The 21,713-nt window shown below is 68.7% G+C and carries 18 protein-coding genes and 3 pseudogenes; 10 read left to right on the forward strand and 11 right to left on the reverse strand.

Annotation, left to right across the window (positions count from 1 at the left end):
• Positions 1-20: 20 nt before the first annotated feature.
• From ACIBW9_RS35445 to ACIBW9_RS35465, 5 genes and pseudogenes are all read left to right on the forward strand, one after another.
• On the forward strand, positions 21-707 hold the full coding sequence (locus tag ACIBW9_RS35445; protein ID WP_398961105.1) for an HAD-IA family hydrolase: 687 nt from the start codon (positions 21-23) through the stop codon (positions 705-707).
• Positions 673-951, forward strand: a pseudogene (locus ACIBW9_RS35450) (transposase family protein); the annotation flags it as partial. The gene ACIBW9_RS35445 and the pseudogene ACIBW9_RS35450, both read left to right, overlap by 35 nt.
• Positions 952-1,098: 147 nt before the next feature.
• Positions 1,099-1,764 (forward strand): glyoxalase, encoded by a 666-nt coding sequence (locus tag ACIBW9_RS35455; RefSeq protein ID WP_398961106.1) that lies wholly within the window; start codon positions 1,099-1,101, stop codon positions 1,762-1,764.
• Between the two features lie 142 nt (positions 1,765-1,906).
• Positions 1,907-2,275 carry an iron chaperone gene (locus tag ACIBW9_RS35460; protein WP_398961182.1) on the forward strand — a complete coding sequence of 123 codons (369 nt, stop codon included), beginning with the start codon at positions 1,907-1,909 and terminating at the stop codon, positions 2,273-2,275.
• A gap of 52 nt (positions 2,276-2,327) precedes the next feature.
• Entirely contained in the window at positions 2,328-2,453 is a 126-nt protein-coding gene (locus ACIBW9_RS35465) for a hypothetical protein (RefSeq protein ID WP_398961107.1), read from the forward strand.
• A 185-nt stretch (positions 2,454-2,638) separates the two neighbouring features.
• Here the strand turns inward: ACIBW9_RS35465 and ACIBW9_RS35470 are convergent, their stop codons facing one another.
• The 3 genes from ACIBW9_RS35470 to ACIBW9_RS35480 are packed head-to-tail and all read right to left on the reverse strand — an operon-like array spanning position 2,639 to position 6,251.
• Positions 2,639-3,322 carry a hypothetical protein gene (locus ACIBW9_RS35470; RefSeq protein ID WP_398961108.1) on the reverse strand — a complete coding sequence of 228 codons (684 nt, stop codon included), beginning with the start codon at positions 3,320-3,322 and terminating at the stop codon, positions 2,639-2,641.
• Positions 3,319-3,777, reverse strand: coding sequence for a hypothetical protein (locus ACIBW9_RS35475; protein ID WP_398961109.1), 459 nt, complete (start codon positions 3,775-3,777; stop codon positions 3,319-3,321). Before ACIBW9_RS35475 ends, ACIBW9_RS35470 begins: the two co-directional genes overlap by 4 nt.
• 50 nt (positions 3,778-3,827) lie before the next feature.
• Entirely contained in the window at positions 3,828-6,251 is a 2,424-nt protein-coding gene (locus tag ACIBW9_RS35480; RefSeq protein ID WP_398961110.1) for a glycoside hydrolase domain-containing protein, read from the reverse strand.
• Between the two features lie 763 nt (positions 6,252-7,014).
• Between ACIBW9_RS35480 and ACIBW9_RS35485 the strand changes: the two are divergent.
• Positions 7,015-7,787 (forward strand): annotated as a pseudogene (locus ACIBW9_RS35485) (MFS transporter); the annotation flags it as partial.
• A 29-nt stretch (positions 7,788-7,816) separates the two neighbouring features.
• Here ACIBW9_RS35485 and ACIBW9_RS35490 read toward each other — a convergent pair.
• The gene (locus tag ACIBW9_RS35490; RefSeq protein WP_398961111.1) at positions 7,817-10,267 is read right to left on the reverse strand and encodes an ArnT family glycosyltransferase; all 2,451 of its coding nucleotides are present in this window, start codon (positions 10,265-10,267) and stop codon (positions 7,817-7,819) included.
• Positions 10,268-10,520: 253 nt separating this feature from the next.
• Complete coding sequence (locus ACIBW9_RS35495) at positions 10,521-10,967, reverse strand: MarR family winged helix-turn-helix transcriptional regulator (RefSeq protein WP_398961112.1); 447 nt, start codon at positions 10,965-10,967, stop codon at positions 10,521-10,523.
• Between the two features lie 106 nt (positions 10,968-11,073).
• Between ACIBW9_RS35495 and ACIBW9_RS35500 the strand changes: the two genes are divergently transcribed.
• On the forward strand, positions 11,074-12,003 hold the full coding sequence (locus ACIBW9_RS35500; protein ID WP_398961113.1) for an alpha/beta hydrolase: 930 nt from the start codon (positions 11,074-11,076) through the stop codon (positions 12,001-12,003).
• Between the two features lie 70 nt (positions 12,004-12,073).
• Here ACIBW9_RS35500 and ACIBW9_RS35505 read toward each other — a convergent pair whose 3' ends face one another.
• Positions 12,074-12,835, reverse strand: a complete 762-nt coding sequence (locus ACIBW9_RS35505; protein WP_398961114.1) for a maleylpyruvate isomerase family mycothiol-dependent enzyme — start codon at positions 12,833-12,835, stop codon at positions 12,074-12,076.
• Positions 12,836-12,948: 113 nt separating this feature from the next.
• The gene (locus ACIBW9_RS35510; RefSeq protein ID WP_398961115.1) at positions 12,949-13,434 is read right to left on the reverse strand and encodes a hypothetical protein; all 486 of its coding nucleotides are present in this window, start codon (positions 13,432-13,434) and stop codon (positions 12,949-12,951) included.
• Between the two features lie 450 nt (positions 13,435-13,884).
• Between ACIBW9_RS35510 and ACIBW9_RS35515 the strand changes: the two genes are divergently transcribed.
• On the forward strand, positions 13,885-14,088 hold the full coding sequence (locus tag ACIBW9_RS35515) for a hypothetical protein (RefSeq protein WP_398961116.1): 204 nt from the start codon (positions 13,885-13,887) through the stop codon (positions 14,086-14,088).
• Positions 14,089-14,265: 177 nt separating this feature from the next.
• Here ACIBW9_RS35515 and ACIBW9_RS35520 read toward each other — a convergent pair whose 3' ends face one another.
• From ACIBW9_RS35520 to ACIBW9_RS35535, 4 genes and pseudogenes are all read right to left on the reverse strand, one after another.
• A complete protein-coding gene (locus ACIBW9_RS35520; protein ID WP_398961117.1) occupies positions 14,266-16,029 on the reverse strand; it encodes a glycoside hydrolase family 6 protein in 1,764 nt (587 codons plus the stop codon).
• A 29-nt stretch (positions 16,030-16,058) separates the two neighbouring features.
• A complete protein-coding gene (locus tag ACIBW9_RS35525; protein WP_398961118.1) occupies positions 16,059-16,214 on the reverse strand; it encodes a hypothetical protein in 156 nt (51 codons plus the stop codon).
• Between the two features lie 260 nt (positions 16,215-16,474).
• Entirely contained in the window at positions 16,475-16,657 is a 183-nt protein-coding gene (locus tag ACIBW9_RS35530; RefSeq protein WP_398961188.1) for a hypothetical protein, read from the reverse strand.
• A gap of 187 nt (positions 16,658-16,844) precedes the next feature.
• Positions 16,845-17,003: pseudogene (locus ACIBW9_RS35535) on the reverse strand (cellulose-binding protein); the annotation flags it as partial.
• A gap of 261 nt (positions 17,004-17,264) precedes the next feature.
• Here ACIBW9_RS35535 and ACIBW9_RS35540 point away from each other — a divergent pair.
• Positions 17,265-20,183, forward strand: coding sequence for a glycoside hydrolase family 48 protein (locus tag ACIBW9_RS35540; protein WP_398961119.1), 2,919 nt, complete (start codon positions 17,265-17,267; stop codon positions 20,181-20,183).
• A gap of 321 nt (positions 20,184-20,504) precedes the next feature.
• Entirely contained in the window at positions 20,505-21,527 is a 1,023-nt protein-coding gene (locus tag ACIBW9_RS35545; RefSeq protein ID WP_398961120.1) for a LacI family DNA-binding transcriptional regulator, read from the forward strand.
• The last annotated feature ends 186 nt before the right edge of the window (positions 21,528-21,713 follow it).

The raw sequence follows: 21,713 nt of genomic DNA on the forward strand, positions 1-21,713 counted from the left end.
CCTGATGGCATGATCGGGGCGTGATCAGTGAACCCCGCCGTCCCGGCGCGAAGAGGTATGTCCTGTTTGATGTCGATGGCACATTGATCGATGCCGTGGACAATCAGCGCCTGGTCTGGCGCACGTGGGCAGAGCGGTACGGACTGGACCCCGATGAGGTGTACCGAGTGGCGCTGCGGACGAGGCCGACGGAGACGTTCGCGCAGGTCGCCCCGGACCGGGACCCCCAGGAGTGCCTGGCCGCACTCCATGAGCTGGAGGACGAGGACGTCCGGGCCGGCTCATATACGGCCTTCGATGGCGCCTCGGAACTGCTGAACACTTTGGAGCCCGGGGCCTGGGCGCTCGTGACCTCGAACTACGAGCACCGGGTGCGTGGACGTTTCGTACGAACTGGTTTGCCGGTCCCGAAGGTTGTCGTGGATGCGGCCGCCGTGGCTGACGGCAAACCGTCGCCGGTGCCGTATCTGCAGGGGGCCGCGCGACTCGGTGCCGAGCCGGAAGACTGCCTGGTCATCGAGGACGCCCCCTCCGGGGTGCAGTCCGGTCTGCGCGCCGGGATGACGGTGTGGGGCGTCAACGCCCCCACGGCAGTCGAAGGCGTGCATCGCCACTTCGGCAGTCTGCGCGAAGCGGTCCGAGACATCCTCGCATTCGCGTCCGGAGCCCATCCTGACCGGATGGAGGGCTCAATCACAGTGGAATGATCTTGCTGCGGCTGTTGTGATCACGGCGTCGGAGCCGTCCAGGACAACCCCGTAGCCCGCGCTGCTTCGGCAAGTTGATGACCGTGGTGCGGCGCAAGGTTCCGGACGAGCCGCGGCGCGGCGGCCCTGGAGCCTGCCGCCGGAAGACCGGGTGCTGCTGGTCGCGGCCTACTGGCGCATGAACTTGACGCTACGCCAACTCGCCCCGCTCTTCGGCCACTCGAAGTCCTCCACCGACCGGATCTGCGTCCGACCCTGCCGATACCGGCGATACGGCCCGTGACCCGGACTCGGCGATCACGGTGGAGGGGATGCCGGCGTGCGTGGCCCGGCAAGCGGCGAGACCGGTCAGGATTCGAGAAGCCCCGGCCACTGCCCAGCCTCTAGCGTGATGGACATGGCAACCACCACTTCCACCGCAGACCACGCGGTCCTCGCGTCCGTCACCCTTGAGGTGGCCGACCTCGAGGCCGCCCGCCGCTTCTATGACGCCTTCGGCGTGGACACGTACATACGCCTGCGGCCGTCCGACGCGCACTCGACTGGTTTTCGCGGCTTCACCCTGGCGCTCACGGTGTCCGGGCCGGCCACTGTCGACGGCTTCGTCGCCACCGCCGTGGACGCCGGTGCCGCGCTGCTGAAGCCCGCCACGAAGTCGCTGTGGGGTTACGGCGGCGTCGTCCAGGCCCCGGACGGGACGATCTGGAAGATCGCGACCTCAGCGAAGAAGGACACCAGCCCCGCCACCCGCGAGATCGACGAGGTCGTCCTGCTGCTCGGTGTCGAGGACGTGAAGGCCACCAGGCAGTTCTACGTGGGCCGAGGCCTGACCGTGGCCAAGAGCTTCGGCGGCAAGTACGCCGAGTTCGCCCCCGATCAGTCCAGCCCCGTCAAACTGGCCCTGTACAAGCGCCGCGCGCTGGCCAAGGACCTCGGCGTCCCCGCCGACGGCACCGGCTCGCACCGCATCGCCCTCGGCAGCACCGCCGACGCCTTCACCGACCCGGACGGCTTCGCCTGGGAGGCGGCCGCGCCGCCCGCTCCCACGCCCTCCTGACTTCCGATCCTGTAGTTCCGCACCGCCGTGTCTCACCTTGTACGAGAGGAAACCTGCTAAGCCGTCCACGAAGTCGCCCGCAGAGAACTCCGGCACGACCGCCGAGAAGTACGACGGATTCACCGCCGAGGAGCGGGCCGCGATGAAGGAGCATGCACGCGAGCAGAAGAACGCGGCGGCGGCAGCGGAGCAGGACGTGCTCGCGAAGATCGCCGAGATGCCGGAAGCGGACCGGGTCCTCGCCGAGCGGATCCACGAGATCGTCAGGACCGCCGCTCCCGACCTCGCGCCCAAACTCTGGTACGGGATGCCCGCGTACGCCAGGGACGGCAAGGTCGTCTGCCACTTCCAGAGCGCGGAGAAGTTCAAGTCGCGGTACGCCACCCTCGGTTTCAGCGACCAGGCGGCACTCGACGAGGGCGCCAGGTGGCCGACCGCCTACGCCCTGAAGGAGCTGACCGCGGCCGACGAACAGCTGATCAGCGCACTCGTGAAGAAGGCAGTGAACTGAGGCCGACCGAAAGGGTCCGGCGGCAAGAGTGACCGAGCGGTGGATGACGTTCATGCCGCAGGCGAGGCTGTGCGAGCCGTCCGTGGACGAGCTGGACGCGACCCTGGCGCTGGACGCCGCCGGCGCGACCAGCCCCGGCCAGGGGTACTGCGCGTCCTGCTCCGGGATGCCGGCCTGACTTCGAGCGCGCGCGGAACGAACGGCTTGTGGAGCACCGCGCGGGCGCCGGCGAGGACCTCCCCGCCCATCACCTACTGCTGCACGCCGTACGTCAACGCCGGGGCGCGCGTGCCGCACACGGTTCTGTTACGCGCCCGAGGGCAGGCCGGGTCGGCCCGCCCCCACATCGGGCGCAGAGCCGGCTCAGTTCGCTGTGCGTCGCTCGAACGCGCGTGCCGCCTTGCGGCGGCGCGGGTCGAAGGCGTCGGTCGCGCCCGCGCCGTGGTTGCCGGGGCCCGTCTGCCAGCCCTGGACCTTGCGGGCCACGCCCTTGAGGCGGGGGTGGCCGGGGCGGAGCGTGAGTTCGAAGTGGGATTCCTTGGGTGTCGCGAAGTCGCCGCCCCAGGCCACTGTGCCGTCGAGCTCGGTGAGGATGTCGCGGATGACCACCAGTTCGTTCGGGTAGAAGTTGCCCTTCGAACCGCTGGGGTAACAGAGCGGGCGGATCGCCAGGGCACTGCCCGACAGGTAGTTCGATTCGTAGGGCTGCGCCACGCCCGCGTCGGTCGTCCAGCCCTGCACGTCCCCCGCTCTCAGGGAGTCGATCTCGTAGTGGAAGCGGCGTGCGACATGGAGGAGGATCACCGAGGCGTCGCCCTCCGCCAGGCGCACCTTCTGGCTGCTGCCCTCGATACGGTGGCTGGGGGCCTGCGCGAGGACGGGCCAGCCGTTGCGGGACTTGCTTTCCTTCCAGGCATGCGGCTCAGCCCTCTTGCCCGTGGCGCCCACAGCCGTACCCGCACCACCGACGTTGATGAGCGCCGCGGTGGCGGCGGCCGAGGACGTGGCGCCCATGAAGCGTCGGCGTGACAGACCAGTCAAGGTCATGACTGGTGCTCCTTTCTCGCAGGTTGGGAAAGTCTGATGGCGTGTGCGGTCACGAACCCAAGAAGGACCGCAGCGGCGGCCAGTGCGACGACTCCGCACACCACGATCGTCGGGTTGACCCAGGCGGGGACCAGGTCCGCGTGCGCGTTGCACATGTCGTGCAGCGGGAAGATCTTGTCGAATTCGGCGGCATGAGCACGCCGGTACGCCTCGTCGTAGCGCTCATGGTGGACGAAGAGACAGGTCTTGCGGGTGTCCAGGCCGGTGGCGAACAGGCCTCGCATCCATGCGGCGACGCCGGCGAAGAGCGCGACGGAGCACAGGCGCGTCCACCACATGGGCCGCCGCCACGAGCCGTCCCGTACGCCGGTGACGAGGCGGAACACGTTCCACGCGTTCCACACCAGCCATGCGCCGAGTACGGCGATGACCGCGAGGAGTCCTAGTGCCTTCATGCCCTCATGCCCTCATGCCCTCATGCCTTCTGCCTGGCTCTGTGCTGCGTTCAGCTTCTTCCGCGGGCGCGCGCCGCCTTCAGATAGCGCGCGTGGTTCTCCTTGTACACGGACAGCTTCCGCTTCTCCGTTCCCATGCGGGCGAGCAGTGCGTCGACGAAGCCCTGCTCGAAGTTCCTGAGCTTGTCGTAGCCGCCCGGCAGGTTCTGGTAGTCGGACGGAAGCGCCGCCCCCGCGCCGGTGATGAGGTACGCCTGGGCGACCGAGAGGGTCCCGTCGAGCGCGGTGAGGGCGTTGTGGGCGGAGTCCTTGCAGTCCGAGGCGCTGCCCCAGCGCCCCGTGAAGTAGTCGTTGAAGCGGGTCAGGCCGCCGCTGCCGTTGTAGTGGTCCTTCACGGCGTCGACGATGTTCTTGCCGCCGAGCACCGCCCTGGCGAGCAGATAGCCGTCCGCGTCCTCGACGAGGTCGTCGAAGCCGAAGGACGAGGCGACGCCGGGCACGCCGAGCTTGTCGTGGGCGAACTTCAGCGGGTCCGCGTACTGCTGCTCGGAGTTGCGCCAGTCGGCCCAGAAGGTCATCAGGTCACCGGCCCAGCCACCGACGTCGCCGCCGTTCGCGGACTTCTTGTTGTCCGGCTGGTTCGTCAACAGGTGGGCGTTGGCCGTGGCCATCATGTGCTCGGAGCCGAGCTGGTAGCCCGTGAACGGGTCGGTGAACGATCCCTTGATGCTCATGCCGTGGTTGTCGCAGTAGTCGACGAAGCCGGAGTCGTACGACCCGATCAGGTACCACCAGCCGAGCTTGTTGGCCGTGCCCCGGTTGCCGTAGGCGTAGTGGCGGATGTACTCCATGACCAGCCGGCTGCGCTTCTGACCGGTGGCACCGTACGAGCCGGCGAGGTCGTACAGCTTCTGTATGTACACGATGAAGTCATCGGCCGGTCCGCCCTTGTCATTGACCGACGACACTCCGCGGTCGAGCCCGGAGACGACGTCGCGGTCCAGGTCGAAGGTGTCGCTGCCGTTGGTGACCTTGAATTCCTTGATCTGGTTGAAGGACCAGTTCCGGGGGATCGGGAAGCCGAGGTTGCCGGAGAAGCCCCACGACATGCCGGAGACGAAGGAGAAGCGCGCGAACGTCTTGTTGCTGACGATCGTGCAGACGTTGCGTGAGCCGTACACGCCGTGCGTGTACTTCTTGCCCTGGCTGGCCAGGGCAGCCTGCACGCCCTGGAAGTAGGGCACGACCGCGCTCTCGATCTCCTCGCCCGTGGCGTCGTAGTCGACGGCGAAGTAGATGGTGGTGCCCCGGTTGAAGCCGTAGTCGGAGGCGTGCTTGTGGGCGTTGAGCCCGTGCTGGTAGCCGTTGGTGTACGTGAAGTCGGACAGCTGACGGGCGTTGTCCTGGTAGATCGGGAACACCTGCAGGCCGGCGGCGAAGACGGTGTCGAGCTCGCCCGGCTTGATCTCCTTGTCGAGCGTGGAGTTCGGCGGGTCGTAGATGTAGCGGCCCACGTAGCGATAGCCGTTGGCGTACAGCCACTTGGCGCGCGAGGCGGTGATCTCGAAGCGCGTGTCCGAACCGGCCGCCGGGCGGTCCGGGTCCCCCATCGAGACGAGGAGCTGCGCCCAGGTCTCGTAATCGCCCTGGCCGTTGACCGTCAGCTTGTTGAACTGCTGGAAGACCGTGACCCATTCGGCGAGGCCCGAGTCGAAGCTGGACCGCCAGGTGGTGGTGACCGGGTTGTCGTTGCCGTCGTACGTCGGCGAGTTGAACAGGCACGCGGCGGAGAAGAGCTGGACGAAAACGCCGGAGGCGCCCTGGGTGAGAGTGTGGTTCTGCAGGCCCGACTGAGTCGCGGGGCCGAAGTTGCCGTTCGGCGAGGCGATGCCCAGCTCGTACTGGAGGGCGATCATCAGCGCCTTCTGGACGTCGCGCGAGTAGATGCCGTCGCACGGCCCGATGTAGTAGGCGCTGCGGTCCCAGTAGCGGCCGTTGAGCCACTGCTGGATCGAGCGGATGCCGTCGGTGCCGCCGGCCACGACCACGTAGGCGTCCATGTTGAGGATGGCCTTGGCTGTCTTGGCGTTGATCACGCCGTCGCCGCCGATGCCCATGTCGCCGCGGAGCTTGGCGACGGCGTCGCGGGTGACGCCGGTGAACCAGCCCTCGCTGCCCGGCTCGACCGCCCAGTAGCCCTTGCACCACAGTCCGTACTGGAGGATGGCGACGATGTTGCGGTTCTTGTCCCAGTTGAAACCGATGTTGCCGAGGGCGTCGAACTTGGCGTAGGTGCCCGGGCCGAACGAAGCGACGACCGGGCTGACGCCCAGCTCGTGCTGGAGGCCCATGATGAGGGAGTACATGGTCCCCCAGCCGGTGTGGCCGTCCTCAGGGCAGGCGACGTAACCGGTGACGCCCTTGTAGGTGGAGTTCACCCACTTCTGGGCTCTGAGCACTTGTTCGTCTGCCACGTTGTGTCCTCTCGTGCGGGTACGCGGATGAGTGAGGTGGTGGTGCGTCAGGAAGGGTGCAAACCGGCGAGCAGGCCGGTGGAGAGATGGTGAAATGCCTGGCGCCGGCTCCAAGGGCGCGTCAGAGCACGAACTCAGCAATCCGTTCCATGACGGCGCTCAGGGTGGCGTTGGCGAGGCCGCAAGGACCGGAGGTAGCAGCGAGTGCAGATCCGCGGCGGATGAAGCAGGCCGCCGCCACAATCACCGACAACTGGCTGCGGTGGACGGCACCAGATATTCAGCCTGATTTCGCCCGGGCAGCGGTCTGCTTGACGTACTCGGCCCTGGCGTTGAATTCTTTGAGACGGCTCGCGAACTTGCCGTGCTGAATGGTGGACTCGGCATTCCGGTATGCGCCGTTCTCCGGAATGCGTCTCTTCGATACGGCACGCTTCGAATGCACAGGACCCCCCTGAGGATGAGCTCGGAGTACGGGAGCCGCCCCGTAGCCGGTCGCGCTGTGGCCGTCGAACATGTGGTGGTCTGAGCCACTGCTCGGGGCATGATCACCCTAATCGAACATGCACACGCCAGGTTCCGCGTAGTGGAACACGGCCAGAAAACGCTTCTGTTCACCTCGTGGCCGGAATGATGCTCCACCAGTTCACGGAACGCCTCATACAGCGATCACGGATGGACGTGAGGTGAGGTGCCACTGGTTGGATTGGCCGGTTCTTGCCGCATGGGTTGGCCAACCTCGCACGCCAGTGTCCGGTGCAAGACGATGGCCACGCTCGCCGGTGTCCCTGGTGGTTCCGTCCTCGGCACGGTGCTCGGTTGGCGGGCCACGTTCTGGGCTGTCGCCGCTCTCTGCCTGCCTGCAGCTCTCGGCATCCTGAAGGGAGTCCCAGCAGGACGTGATGAGGACGAGGACGAGGCGACTGACAGGCCAGCCTTGCGAGCAGAGCTCGCCCAGCTCACCAGGCCGCGGTTGATCCTGGTGATGCTGCTCGGCGCGCTGGTGAACGCGGCAACGTTCGGAAGCCTCACCTTCCTCGCCCCCGTGGTGACCGGCAGTGCCGGGCTAGGCCAGTTGTGGGTCTCTGTCGCTCTGGTGCTCTGCGGTGCCGGATCCTTCGTCGGCGTCACCGTCGCCGACCGACTGTCCGACACGCGTCCGCGTCTATCATCGCGGTCGCCGGGCCGTTGCTGCTCATCGGCTGGCGGCCCCTGGCCGTGCCGGCCGACGAGCCGGTCGCCTTGTTCGTCCTGTTGTTCGCGCAGGGGGCACTGTCGTTCAGGCCGGGCAGCACGCTGATTAGACGCGTCCTCTGCGAGCCTGCGGGAGCCCTCACAATGGCCGGCTGTATGCGACTGCGGTGCTCAACCTGGGCGCCGCAGTCGGCCCCGTCCGCTGCGGCCACCTTCAGCATTGAAGCCGGGATTCTCGGGCCGCTCCGGGCGAGCGGACTCCTCGTCGCGATGGCGCTGCTCATTGCGCTCGCCCTCCTCACCGACCTCACGGCCGACCGGAGCACCGAGGTGCTCCGGTGACGCATGCGCACGGCCCCTGCCAGGCCCGGTTAAGGGGTGCTCCCGCACTGGTAGAGCGTCTGCGTCGCGCCGGTCTCGCCCCTACCGGGTCCGGGGAACCCGTTGGCTGCAGCCGCCGACGACTGCGTTCCGCCGTAGGCCGAGGCCGGGACCACGGTGCAGGTGGACTCGACCCACTTGGTGATCTGTGTGGTGCTCGTCGTACCGGCGGCGCTGTTGCCGAACATCACGCCCATGCCCCGGCTGCCCCCGCTGACCAGTACGTACTTGAGCTTGCCCGAGTTCACCAACTGCTGGAACCGACTCTGCGTGGGGAACGGCACCTGACCGGTGAAGCCGCCGAGCGGAAGCACGTCGGCGCCCTTGGCGAGGATGTACGGGGAGGCGCCGTTCCAGCTCGTGGTGGCGAACACGTACGGCGCGGAACCGCGGTGGGCGGTCGTGTAATCCAGCAACTTCTGCTGCTGTGCGGTCAGTTGGCCGCTGCTGTCACCGAAGCCGCCCATGCCGCCACCGTGCGCCGTGCCCCTGCCGCGAGCGCCGCCCGCCGTGCCGCCCCACGGCAACTGGCCCATTCGGCCGGCCGCCAGGCTCGACTGGCCGTGGCCACCTCCCCCGCCGCCCCTGCCGCCGGACGGACCGACCGATCCCATGCCGGAGCTGCCGTACGACGGGTTGAACACCTGCACCGCCCACGCGCTGGGCGCGAACAGCACCGCCGCCAGCGACGCGGCCAGACCGGCGAGCGCCAGCCGCCCGCCGGACCGGACGCCGGTGCGGGCGAGGACGAGCAGCACGACGGCGGCCACCGCGAGCACGCCCACGGCGGGGGCCAGCCACGGCAGGAAGGCCGGGAACCCGCTGGCTATGTACGCGCCCCACGCGGCCGTCGCGGCGACCGCGCCGGGCAGCACCCAGGCGCGGCGGCCACCGGCCCGGTACGCGCGCCACAGCAGCCTCATACCGCCGCCGGCGAGCGCCGCCAGCGGCACCGCGATCACGCCCATGTAGTACGTGTGGCCGCCGACGCTGCCCGCGCTGAAGACCAGGAAGTACGTGGCCAGCCAGGTACCCCACATGACGAAGCCGATGCGGATCCGGTCCGTACGGTGCTTGCCGCGGCGCCACCACAGGCCGCAGGCGATGGCGATGGCGGCCAGCGGGTAGAGCCAGCCGGTCTGCGAGGCGAGCGACGAGCCGAACATCTTCGACCAGCCGTTCTGGTCACCGCCCCAACCGCCGCCATGGCCCTGCAGGCCACCGCGCCCGGCGGCCGACTGCTGCCCGCCCGCCTGCCGAGCGGCACCTCCGGCCCACTGCCCGGAAGCGGAAGCGGAACCGAAGTACTGACCCGAGGCGGAGCCGGAACCGGAGGCACCTCCGAAGCCGCCTTGTGCGCCACGGCGGTGCGCCCCCGAACCGCGGTGGCCCGCGCCCGAGTGCTGTCCCGTCCCAGCCGTGCCGGGCAGGCTGGGCGCGGTCGCTCCTGACTGGCCACCGTTCTGGGCCACGCCGTACCGGCCGCCCGCGTTCTGGCCCGCGCCCGGGGCGCCTGTCGCGCCGCGCAGGCCGCCTCCGTGGCCGCCGCCCTGGGTGGCGCTGACACTGCCGGTGGAGGCGGCGCTGATCCCCAGTGACGAGAAGCGGTTCAGGAAGTTGTAGCCCACGACCATGCTGAAAGCGGAGTTGTTCGTGGTGCCGTCCACATAGGGCCGGTCCTTGGCCGGGGTGAGAGTGACGGCGAGCATCCAGGAGCAGGAGACCGCGGCCATCACGACGGCGGACACGGCGAGGTGCGCCAGCCGCTTGCGCAGCACGATCGGCGCCGAGATCAGGTACACCAGCGCCAGCGCGGGCAGCACCGCCCACGCCTCCAGCATCTTGGACTGGAAGCCGATGCCGACCCATACCCCCGCCATGACCAGCGGACGCAACCTGCCTGCCTCCGCGGCGCGTTGGGTGGCCTCCGCGGCCAGCAGCAAGCAGAGCGTGAACAGCGGATCCTCCACCGCGGTGCGGAACAGCCCCACGGCGACCGGCGTGACCAGGAACGCCGTGCCGGCGATCAGCGCCGCGTTGACCCCGGCCCAGCGGCGGACCACCCGGTGGAGCACCAGGAGGCTGGCCACTCCCTCGATCACCTGAGGAAGCGTCAGCGCCCAGGGATGAAATCCGAAAACGCGGGCTGAAATGGCTTGCGGCCAGAGGAATCCAGGCAGTTTATCAAGCGTGATGGAATTGCCCGGGTCGAAGGAACCGTAGAAGAACGCCTTCCAGTTTTCGGTCATGCTGCGCGCGGCGTTCGCGTAGAACGTGTGGTACTGGCTGTGGTCGATCCCCCATGCATAGAGCGTGGCGGCGAGCACGGTGATGACCAGGAGAGCGGGCCGCGCGTAGGCCGGTTGGCCCACCGGCGATCTCCATGGCGCGCGACGGATCGAGCCGGCGTGGGCGGTCGGGTCGAGGACTGTTGTAGCCATGTGCGGCAGTCTTCGTCATTCGCGGGGATCCCCTACGCCAAAGCAGCCATATTCAAGGAAGTTCTCACCGGAACGAGAAGAAGCCTTGAAAACACCCTGGGGCTGCCTTTAATGGGCAAGACTCCGTTCATCACCCCTCGAACATTTCGGCACGTAGAGTATATGCACAGTCAATGCACAGGGAATTCATGGAGAGGTCGGCGTCCGCGCCTGCCGTCGCCCGCCGCCCACCCGCTCGCCGTTCTTCGTCCCCTCAGCCCGGCCGGCCGTGGGAGCCCGCCTCGAGAGTCGCGCGAAGGGTGGCCAGGGTTGCGGCGATGCGCGTCAGCTCGTCAGGGGGAACCGGCGCGGTCAGCGAGGTGAGTTCGCTTTCCACAATGGGGCGGGAGGCGGCCAACTGCTTCTCGCCTTCGGATGTGAGGCGAAGAACGGACGAGCGGCGGTCCTGGGGGTGCGCGACCCGCAGACACCAGCCCGCGGCCACCAGCCGGTCGACCGCCTTGCTGACGGCCCCCACGGTGATCGCCAGTTCGCCCACGATGTCGAGCACTCGGCACCCCGGGACACGGTCGATGATCTCCAGAAACTCGAACTGCCCCAGACTCAACCCGTGTTCGGCACGCAGCCGGGCGCTCACCGCGTTGTAGAGCCGGGTCTCGACGCGGACGAGGTCGGTGAAGATCGAGGTGACGTGGCTCACAGAACCTCCAGTAGATTCCCAGGAATCATCTTCCTTGGAATCCGGTTGGACTACGACAGATGGATTCCCAGGAATCCATCCTCGCACCCCGACCCGGAGGCCTGATATGTCCCGACAGCAGCGCGACGCCCTGGACGCCATGCTCCGTTCCGCTCCTCGCGGCGAGGAGCGGCCCACTCTCGAGCAGCAGCGCAGCGGTTTCACCGCAGCTCTCACCCGCCCCGCGCCGGAGGGCGTGGTCACCCGCAGGACCGCCCTCGGCGGGCAGCCGACCCTGGAGCTGGAGCCGGCCGAAGTCTCCGGCCGCGGACGGCTGCTCTACCTGCACGGCGGCGGCTACGTCGTCGGCTCACCGGACACCCATGCAGGGCTGGTCGGTGAACTGGCCCGCCGCGCCGGGCTGCGAGCGATGTCGGTGGATTACCGGCTGGCGCCCGAGCATCCCTTCCCCGCGGCCGTCGACGACGGGCTCGCGGCCTATCGCGAGCTGCTGGCGGCGGGTACCGACCCACGGGACCTCGTCATAGCCGGTGACTCCGCCGGTGGCGGTCTGAGCATCGCCACGCTGCTCGCGGCCCGGGAGGCCGGGCTGCCGCAACCAGCCGCCGTGGTCGTCTTCTCCCCCTGGGTCGACCTCACCCTCGCGGGCGGAAGCATCCGTTCCAAGGAGAGCGCCGACCCCATTTTCACCGGGGCCGACTTGCGCGCCTACGCCGATCTCTACGTCGGCGCAGGCGACCGGGCGCATCCCCTGGCCAGCCCGGTGTTCGCCGACCTCACCGGACTGCCCCCACTCCTCGTGCAAGTCGGGGCGAACGAGGTGCTGCTCGACGACGCGGTCCGGCTGGCCGGCCGCGCGGGCGCCGACGGCGTCGAGGTCACGCTCGAAGTCGGCCCCGGCCTCCCTCACGTCTTTCAGCACCACTACGGCCGCCTCGACGAGGCGGACGCCGCACTCGACCGCACCGCCCGCTTCCTCACCGCCCACCTGGGCGCCGGGCACCCGGGTGCCGACCGTCCCGAACCGGTCCACTGACGCCGACCGCGCGGCCTCCACGCGATTCGGCGACGCCCACAGGAGCACCATGCACCGCCGTATCGACGGGCTACTCCTCGGGGTCCCAGGCGATCAGCTGCTCGAACACCTGCCGGTCACCCTCGATCTTCAGGTCGCTCAGCGTGAGGCGGCCCCAGACGAAGAGGAGCAGCTGCTCGGCCGTGCCCGTGGCCGAAGCGGAGGGGGGCGCGGCGTCGGCCGTGAGGGGTGCGGGCCAGGCGCCGGTGCCGTCCAGCGTGAGGAGCCAGGAGCGGCCCTCGGTGGCGTGGTAGTGGATGGTGGCGGGCTCGTGCGGCCAGGCCGCCGGGGTGGAGTTGCAGGTGTCGAAGAACTCGGCCACTCCGTCGAGCGCCACGTCCGGCGGCATCGGCTGCACGGCGCCTGCGGCGAGCTGGGCGTCGTAGGTGTGCACCAGCACCTCGTGCACCCGGCGCCGGGCAACGCCCCAGGCATTCGACGGCGACACGCCGGCACGCCACCATGTCCAGCACCCGCGCTCAGGGCCGGCCTGGCGCAGCGCATTCAGCAGCAGCTCGTTCGACTCCGTGTACCAGGCCAGCAGTGCCTCGAGCTCGCGCGGCACCTCCGCGGCATCCTTGGCAGGCGGAGCCTCGGCCGGGCCCGCAGCGACGATCGCGGCCCACCAGCGCTGGCCCGTGCCCAGGTGCTGCACGAGATCGAACAGCTTCCACCCGGGGCAGGACGGCACCGGCGCGTCAACGCCGGGCGCGGCGGCAACCGCACTCCGGAACGCGGCCGACCGCTCGTCGATCAGTCGCAGCAGGGCGGAAAACTCAAGACTCTCTGTCACATCGCTTACGTATCACCCCAGCTCAGCCGACCGCACCCAATTTTGCAGGGAACCGGGTCGGCGGGGCGTCCTCACCGTCACGTCGAACCCCTGTCTGAGGAACTCGCCGAGGCTCAGCACTGGTCGTCCACCAGGTCGTCCCAGTCGTCCCGGCTCATGGGCTGATCCCCAGCCCAGACCTGGCCTGGCTCGAGAGCGGTCAGATCTGCGCCGGAGAACATGAGCTCCGAGGAGTACTTCATGGAGTCGTCGTCATGCACCGTGAAGGACAGGTTGTAGGACCGGCCGCGCACGATCCTCTGAATCCCGGTCCGCCGCACGTGCCAGGAGCGGGGCGGGGCGAACAGCGGGAACGTCGTATCGGCGAACCCCTCGGGGATCTGAGACTGCCAGCCGTCACCCGGGTAGTCGGCCGAGCCGACGGCGTCAGTCACCCACGAGCGCAACAGCGCACCGCTCGCCCGGTCGTCACCGCACGGGCGCACCCGCGCGACCGGCTGCCCGGTCCCGTCCAGCCAGACCGCCACCAGTTGCTTCTGCGGCGGCGTGCACCCGGCCAGCAGCACACTCCCCACCGCCGTACACAGCACAGCCGCCATCGCCCGTCGCACGCCTGCCCCCTGTCCGGCGCAGCCCTGTTCGGCCTACCGCAGCCGCCACTCCTGGTCGGTGGCCCCTGGTGCACGATCAGATCTGCGCCCGCGCTCCATTCGCCCACGCATTGCCCATGACGTCCAGACACATGGTGGCCATCGTGCTCACGTCATCAGTCGACCGGGTCCGCCGCGCTCTCGTGCGGGCACCGGCGCCCGCAGTTCCACTCCGGCGAAGGGTCGAAGCACGTCGGAGTCCGGTCCTACCGCGCGCCTGCCCGAGCCGTAACGCGGCGGAGGGCGCTGCACCTCCGCCGGCCCCGATCACAGCGTGGTCCCGGGGACATACGGCCGACGATCCGGAGCTGGAGAGACCCGTTCGGATGATCTTCCGATGAGTCGTGGCGGGACTCGGGGCACGGTATCCGTATGAACACACAGCATATGAACACACACATGGACTGGCCGAAGAAAGTCGTGCTGCGAACGATCACAGTTGGTGCCGCCCTGGTCTTTGCTCTTGCAGCAGAGTCGGCGACGGCCGCGTTCGCTGCCCACGCGTCGCTCACCCCGCACGTCACCTCAAAGGCACCGGCCGCCGGCGGCGACGGGAGTATCGCCAACTGCGTCGTCACGGTCTGGCTCCCGGTCTGTCTGTGACAGCTGCGGCAGCAGGCCCCAGCCAGCCGGTCGAAGGGCGGTGAGAGTGCGCGGGACAGAGAGCACACGCGGCCTCACCCGAGCCGGCCGTTCACGCGTGCTCGCCCTGGAGCGCGCGATTCGCCGGGGCCACGGCCTTCAGCGGCCGGGCCCCGGCGAAGTCACCACGTCAGCGGATCATGACAGCGGCGGGTAGGCGTTCTGCATGAGCTGCTGGAACTGGGCGGAGAACCAGTGCCCCGCCAGCGGTGCGTTCGGCAGCGCGCCGGTCGGGTTGTTGCCGTTGCGGGCGTTGCCGCCGTAGGTGGGGTCGCACATGCGGTCGAACCCCTTGCCCTCGTCGTTGGAGACGGCGGAGCTGGAGCCGTCGGACTCGCCCGGCGGCTTGACCCACACGTACGCGTCGATACCGGCAGCGGGGGCGGCGGTGGGCCGCTGACCAAGTCCGGCGCCGCTCTGGTTGCACCAGTTCCCGGCGTGGATGCGCCGGTCGATGCGGCTGCCGTTGACGTAGTCGTCGACGGAGGTCTGCGGACCGGGGCCGGTGGGCCGGGCGGAGCCGCCCCAGCCGTTGCGGGAGGTGTCGATCAGCATGCCGATGCCGGAGTTGAAGCCGGCCGCGACGAGCTTGTCGCGCATGGCCTGGGCGAAGGACTGCTCGTCCACGTACTGGTTCCAGTCCACCCACTTGGACTGGCGCACGGTCTGCCCGTTGACGGTGTCGGTGATCTTGAAGTTGGGCTCCTTGACGGGGCTGTAGTTGGCGGTGTTGACGATGAAGCCGGCGACGTCGTTGACGCTTGCACCGTTGCTGGTGGCGACCTTGGCGAACTCCTGGACGGCGGGGCCGAGGTTGGAGTCCCAGCCGAGCCAGCCGTGGTGACCGGCGTCGATGTAGTTGTAGACGTTCGGGATGGCGCCGAGCTTGTCCAGGGCGTACGAGACGCCCTTCTCATAGTTGCCGTTGCTCTTCATGGTCACGCAGGCGTCGGTGGTGGTGGGGGTGCCGCCGGCGTTGGTGACCAGGTTGGGCAGCGAGTCGGGTTCGATGACGGTGGCGATCCGCAGCCCCGCGTACTTCGGGTCGGAGATGACCGCGGCGATGGGGTCGATGTACTGGGACTTGTACTTGTCGAGGTCGTTCGGTCCGAGTTCGCCGTTGGAGGCCAGAGCTGCGCAGTCGCGGCCGGGCAGGTCATAGATGACAAGCTGGACGACCAGGTCGCCGGAGCCCTTCTGCTTCAGTGCCTCGTCCAGGTGGGCGCGCAGGCCCATACCGCCGTTGACACCGTTGATCGCGGCGATCCGGTCCAGCCACACGGCGGTCGGCTGATCGGCGATGCGGCTGCCGCCCGGCTCGGCGGCGGCCTTGGCCGACCACTCGGGGTTCACGTACACCTTGGCACCGGCATAGGGGTTGTCGACGCGGTTGCCGGTGTCACCACCGCCACCTCCGCCGCCAGTGCCTCCGCCAGTGCCTCCGCCGGTGTCGCCCCCGGTACCTCCGCCAGTGCCGCCGCCACTGTCGACGTTGCAGGCGACGCCGTCGAGCGTGAATGTGGCGGGCACACTGTTGGTGCCGCTGTAGGAGCCGTTGAAGCCGAAGCTGACCGAGCCGCCGCTCGCGAGGGCGCCGTTGTAGCTCTCGTTGGCCGCAGTGACATCGGCGCCGTTCTGGCTGATCCTCGAGTTCCAGAAGTTGGTGATCTTCTGGTTTCCGGCGTACGACCACTTCACCGACCAAGCCGACTTCGCGGCCGCGTTGTTGGTGATGGTCACGGCGGCGGTGAAGCCGGTGTCCCACTGGCTCTGGATCTTGTAGTCGACGGTGCAGGGGACGGCCGAAGTGGCAGCGCCGGCCTGGCCGACGACGAGCGCCGTTCCCGACAGCCCGGCGACCAGCGTCAGGGCTGCCAGCAGCGATGTTCTGGTGTGACTCATGAGTGCGGGTTTCCTTCTTCTGTGGGGAGTTACGGGGTGAGGGCGCGCAGGTGGTCACGCGGCCCGACGCCGTACGCGGTGGATGTGCCGTCGTAGGCGGAGATCAGGGCGGGACCGCAGGAGCAGTCCCAGGTGTTCCAGGTCCAGCCCGGGGAGGCCAGGCTGTGGTCGTCGAACCACCTCATGACGGGTGTTCTCGCCGATCTCCCCGGCGACCAGCGGCACTTGGGCGGCGACGAGGGCGAGGGGGGAGTTCCAGCAGCCCGCGCCTACGCGGGCGTTGAAGTTGTAGGCGTGGTGCGCGGCGGGGAGATTGCCCGCAGGGTCGGCAGGTTTTGCACGTCAGCCACTGGCATGGGCTCCTGGCAGCCGACGTGCACGTCCGAGCAGCCCGCCGCGTCACGGGTGTACTGACCGTCGGTCCGGTTCAGGTCGAGCATCGGGGTCAGGCCGTGCGCCTCGCGCGAGCGACCACCTCCTTGACGGCGCTGATGTAGTCGACGCCACCGAACTCGGGCTTGACGTTGGACAGTCCCAGCCGACGCTCCTCGTTGAGCGGGATGCGAATCGCGCGCGCCTTCCAGTCGGCGATCGCCTTGATCGCCGCGTCGCCTTCGAAACGATGCACGCCGGGCAGCGGCGCGTTGTGCTGTCGGAGTCCACGAGCTTGGTGCCCGACACATGCAGCGCGGGCGCGGTGCGGTCCGGCCGGTGGATCGACCGGCGACGGAGCTGTGGGACCGGTGTCGACATTCCAGGTCGTTCCAGCGCCGGGTGACCTTCCCACCGCCTGCGAAGTCGAAACCGAGGCTCCAACTGCCCAGTGCCGCGAGGCCGTTGATGATCCTCACGGAGCCCTGGAAGCCGTTGCCCCACTGGCTGGTGGACCGAGTACTCCACCCAGCAGTCGTGGCCCTGACAAGGGCGGATGCACCGGCGACGGCTAAAAGTACTGAACGCGGGGGGTGTCGCATGAGCGACTCCTTGCAGCTTGGCGCGCCGTGACGGACGCGTCGTCTGATTGGAACCGCTCCCACTGGTGCGGACGAACGTAGCGTCAACCGGGCAGGTTCCTAGGGGTCCTGCGAAATATTTCGGTTCGACAAGCCGCTTTGCACTTTCAACTCCTCAACGTCTTGACCGCACCCGACTCCGTCTCCACGATGGGAGCGCTCCCACTGGTTTCAAGTCTTGACCTCTCCCCACGAGCCGCGTGTTCAAGGAGGAACCAGCACATGGATCCCGGACGTAAACGCAGAGCCGTACGGCGGTTGTGGACCGCCGTGGCGGCAGCGTTCGCCCTGCCCCTGTCGATGCTCGCCGCCGGCGCAACCACCGTGCAGGCGGCGGGTGTTCAGTGCAGTGTCGACTACAAGACCAACGACTGGGGCTCCGGCTTCACCGCCGATCTGACCATCACCAACCGCGGTACGGCCGCGATCGACGGCTGGACGCTGACGTACAGCTACTCGGGCAACCAGAAGCTGAGCAACGGCTGGAACGGCGCCTGGTCGCAGTCCGGACAGACGGTCACCGTCAAGAACGCCTCGTACAACGGCACGATCGCGGCGGGCGCCGCGGTCTCCACCGGCGCGCAGTTCAGCTACAGCGGCACCAACACCGCCCCCACCAGCTTCGCGGTCAACGGCACCACCTGCGCCGGCGCGCACCAGCCGCCGGTCACCGTGCTGACCAGCCCCACGGCGGGCGCGGTCTACACACAGGGCGATCCGGTCCCGCTCGCGGCGACCGCGGCGGCGGCCGACAACGCGACGATCAGCAAGGTCGAGTTCTACGACGACACGACCCTGTTGGGCACGGACACCAGCGCGCCCTTCACGCTCTCCGCCTCTGGTTTGACCGTGGGCAGTCATTCACTGGTGGCGAAGGCGTACGACAGCCTGGGCGCGTCCGCGGAGTCCACGCCTGTGGGCATCACGGTCGCCTCGGGCCCCGCCGTGGTGGCCTCGCCGAACCAGCTGGCCGTACAGCAGGGCAGGTCGGGCACGTACGAGGTGAAGCTGTCGACCCAGCCGTCCTCGAACGTCACCGTCAACACCGCCCGGGCTAGCGGTAATTCGGGCCTGTCGGTGACCGGCGGCGCCTCGCTCACCTTCACGCCGTCGAACTGGAGCACTCCGCAGAAGGTGACCATCACCGCCGACACCTCAGGCACCGGGGCGGCTACCTTCGAGTCGACGGCCGCCGGGCTGTCGAAGGCGACGGTCACCGTGACGCAGATCGGCGGCACGAAGGCGTACGACGCCCGCTTCCTGGACCTCTACGGGAAGATCACCAACCCGGCGAACGGCTACTTCTCCCCCGAGGGCGTCCCCTACCACTCGGTGGAGACGCTGATCGTCGAGGCGCCGGACCAGGGCCACGAGACCACCTCTGAGGCCTACAGCTATCTGCTGTGGCTGCAGGCGATGTACGGCAAGGTCACCGGCGACTGGTCCAAGTTCAACGGCGCGTGGGCCCTCATGGAGAAGTACATGATCCCCACCCACGCCGACCAGCCCACCAACTCCTTCTACAACGCCTCCAAGCCGGCCACCTACGCGCCCGAACTGGACACCCCGAACGAGTACCCGGCGAAGCTGGACACGTCGGTCTCGGTCGGCTCCGATCCGATCGCGGGCGAGCTGAAGAGCGCGTACGGCACGGACGACGTGTACGGCATGCACTGGTTGCAGGACGTCGACAACGTCTACGGCTACGGCAACACGCCGGGCGGCACCTGCGAGGGCGGTCCGACGGCGAAGGGCCCGTCGTACATCAACACCTTCCAGCGCGGACCGCAGGAGTCGGTGTGGGAGACGGTGCCGCAGCCGACCTGCGACGCCTTCAAGTACGGCGGCAAGAACGGCTACCTGGACCTCTTCACCGGCGACTCGTCCTACGCCAAGCAGTGGAAGTTCACCGACGCCCCGGACGCCGACGCGCGTGCCGTGCAGGCCGCGTACTGGGCCGACGTGTGGGCCAAGCAGCAGGGCAAGGGCGCGGACGTCTCCACGACCGTCGGCAAGGCCGCCAAGATGGGCGACTACCTGCGCTACGCCATGTACGACAAGTACTTCAAGAAGATCGGCAACTGCGCCGGTCCGTCCACCTGCCCGGCCGGCACCGGCAAGGACGCCTCGCACTACCTGCTGTCCTGGTACTACGCCTGGGGCGGCTCGACCGACACGAGCGGCGGCTGGGCCTGGCGCATCGGCTCCAGCTACGCCCACAGCGGCTACCAGAACCCGCTGGCGGCGTACGCGCTCAGCTCCTACGCCGACCTGAAGCCCAAGTCGGCCACCGGGGCGACGGACTGGAACAAGTCGCTGGACCGGCAGCTGGAGTTCTACCGCTGGCTGCAGTCGTCCGAGGGTGCCATCGCGGGCGGTGCGACCAACAGCTGGGCGGGACGTTACGCCACCCCGCCGGCCGGTACCTCGACCTTCTACGGCATGTACTACGACTGGCAGCCCGTCTACCACGACCCGCCGTCCAACCAGTGGTTCGGCTTCCAGGCGTGGTCGATGGAGCGGGTCGCCGAGCTCTACCAGCAGACGGGCAACGCGCAGGCGAAAGCGGTCCTCGACAAGTGGGTCAAGTGGGCGCTGTCCAAGACCACGATCAACCCGGACGGCACCTACCAGATCCCCTCCACCCTCCACTGGTCGGGCCAGCCGGACACCTGGAACGCCTCGAGTCCCGGCGCCAACAGCGGACTGCACGTCACCGTCGCCGACTACACCAACGACGTCGGCGTGGCGGCCGCGTACGCCAAGGTCCTGACGTACTACGGCGCCAAGTCCGGTGACGCGACGGCCAAGTCCACGGCGAAGGCGCTGCTGGACGGCATGTGGAACAACTACCAGGACAGCCTGGGCATCGCCGTCCCCGAAACCCGCACCGACTACAGCCGGTTCAACGACAGCGTCTACGTGCCCAGCGGCTGGACAGGCACGATGCCCGACGGGGACGCGATCAACTCCACATCCACCTTCCTCTCGCTGAGGTCCTTCTACAAGAACGACCCGGCCTGGTCGAAGATCGAGACCTATCTCAAGGGCGGCGCCGCGCCCGTCTTCACCTACCACCGCTTCTGGGCCCAGGCGGACATCGCCCTGGCCATGGGCTCGTACGCGGAGCTACTCGAATAGCCCCCGCCTGGCTCCGCGTGCGCGACCCCGTCACATGAAGACGGGGTCACCCGGCCGGGCGGCCCACCCACACAAGGGACCGCCCGGCCGTCACGCCGCACCGGGGCGCGCAGGTGGCGTTCGCCAACCGGCGGCCCCGTACACGTACCCCCACTCCGCCACGAACGGGAGCGCTCCCAAATCACACACGTCCGGAAGGGAAACGAAACGCTGTCCTGATCCATGCGGCCAGACCGCTCACCGGTTCCCGTGCCCCTGGCAATGTCGTGTGCTCGCGCCGCCGCCCCCGTAAGATCGGTGATCTCGTGGGGGGAGGTGGTCATGGGCAGACGGCGCCCGGGGACACCGACGCTGGAGGAGGTGGCTGCCCGCGCCGGGGTGGGACGGGGCACGGTCTCCCGCGTCATCAACAACGCGGCAGGCGTGAAGGAGTCGACGCGCCGGACCGTGCAGCGAGCCATCGAGGAACTGGGGTACGTGCCCAACCTCGCGGCCCGTTCCCTGGCCGGCCGGCGGGCCGACGCGGTCGCCCTGGTCATGACGGAACCGGACTGGCGGCAGTTCGCGGAGCCCTTCTTCTCCGAAATCGTCAGCTCGCTCGGTGACGCACTGTCCGACACCGGAATGCAGCTGATGCTGACCCTGGTCCGCTCCGATGCCGAGCGGCAGCGCTTCCTCGAGTACGCGCGCGGCGGGCGGGTCGACGGCGTTCTGCTGATGTCCGTGCACGCCGGCGATCCACTGCCGGACATGCTTGCCGAGGCCCGGTTGCCGACCGTGCTGCTGGGGCGCCGCTCCGGCGACGAGTACGTCAGTTACGTGGACGTGGACAACGTCGGCGGCGCCCGTAGTGCCGTGACCCATCTGTTGGAGCGAGGCCGCCGAGCGATCGCCACCATCACCGGGCCGGCCGACATGTACGTGACGCAGTGCCGACTGCGTGGCTACCAGGAGGCTTTGGCCCTGGCGGGCCTGGAGGGCGAGCAGAGCCTCGTCGCCGAGGGCGACTTCACGACGGAGAGCGGACGACGTGCCATGGCCGCACTCCTGCGGCGGCATCCGGAGATCGACGGCGTCCTCGCCGCCTCGGACACCACGGCCGCGGGAGCTCTGGAGACGCTGCACTCGGCTGGGCGTCGGGTGCCCGAGGACGTCGCCGTGATCGGTTTCGACGACTTTCCGCTGGCTCAGCGTACGACACCGCGACTGACCACGGTGCGTCAGCCGATCGAGGCGATGGGGCGGGCCATGGTCCGGCTGCTCCTGGAGGAGATGGAGGAGGGCGCCGTGGCCTGGCGGCACGTCATCCTCCGCACTGAACTGATGGTGCGCGAGTCCACCTGACCGCCGCTGGGCGATATCCCCGCGGAGCGCTTCCCATGCCGCACGCCGTGCTGCAGACCGGTTGTGACCTGCGCCTCCCAAATCGGCTCGCCCTCTTCGCGCCGGGAGTCTTGTCATGGACCTGAACCGTCTCTAGTGTCCGTGCCGAAGCGGGAATGGGAGCGCTCCCAATCGCCGTCAGTGGGA

Origin of the sequence: Streptomyces sp. NPDC049541 (assembly GCF_044465725.1) — a bacterium.
Lineage (GTDB): Bacteria > Actinomycetota > Actinomycetes > Streptomycetales > Streptomycetaceae > Streptomyces.

Excerpts from the sequence above, each read along its gene's own strand:
- ACIBW9_RS35455 (WP_398961106.1), top strand. The coding sequence starts at position 1,099 with ATGGACATGGCAACCACCACTTCCACCGCAGACCACGCGGTCCTCGCG.
- ACIBW9_RS35460 (WP_398961182.1), top strand. The coding sequence starts at position 1,907 with ATGAAGGAGCATGCACGCGAGCAGAAGAACGCGGCGGCGGCAGCGGAG.
- ACIBW9_RS35465 (WP_398961107.1), top strand. The coding sequence starts at position 2,328 with ATGCCGCAGGCGAGGCTGTGCGAGCCGTCCGTGGACGAGCTGGACGCG.
- ACIBW9_RS35470 (WP_398961108.1), bottom strand. The coding sequence starts at position 3,322 with ATGACCTTGACTGGTCTGTCACGCCGACGCTTCATGGGCGCCACGTCC.
- ACIBW9_RS35475 (WP_398961109.1), bottom strand. The coding sequence starts at position 3,777 with ATGAAGGCACTAGGACTCCTCGCGGTCATCGCCGTACTCGGCGCATGG.
- ACIBW9_RS35490 (WP_398961111.1), bottom strand. The coding sequence starts at position 10,267 with ATGGCTACAACAGTCCTCGACCCGACCGCCCACGCCGGCTCGATCCGT.
- ACIBW9_RS35500 (WP_398961113.1), top strand. The coding sequence starts at position 11,074 with ATGTCCCGACAGCAGCGCGACGCCCTGGACGCCATGCTCCGTTCCGCT.
- ACIBW9_RS35510 (WP_398961115.1), bottom strand. The coding sequence starts at position 13,434 with ATGGCGGCTGTGCTGTGTACGGCGGTGGGGAGTGTGCTGCTGGCCGGG.
- ACIBW9_RS35515 (WP_398961116.1), top strand. The coding sequence starts at position 13,885 with ATGGACTGGCCGAAGAAAGTCGTGCTGCGAACGATCACAGTTGGTGCC.
- ACIBW9_RS35520 (WP_398961117.1), bottom strand. The coding sequence starts at position 16,029 with ATGAGTCACACCAGAACATCGCTGCTGGCAGCCCTGACGCTGGTCGCC.
- ACIBW9_RS35525 (WP_398961118.1), bottom strand. The coding sequence starts at position 16,214 with ATGAGGTGGTTCGACGACCACAGCCTGGCCTCCCCGGGCTGGACCTGG.
- ACIBW9_RS35540 (WP_398961119.1), top strand. The coding sequence starts at position 17,265 with ATGGATCCCGGACGTAAACGCAGAGCCGTACGGCGGTTGTGGACCGCC.
- ACIBW9_RS35545 (WP_398961120.1), top strand. The coding sequence starts at position 20,505 with ATGGGCAGACGGCGCCCGGGGACACCGACGCTGGAGGAGGTGGCTGCC.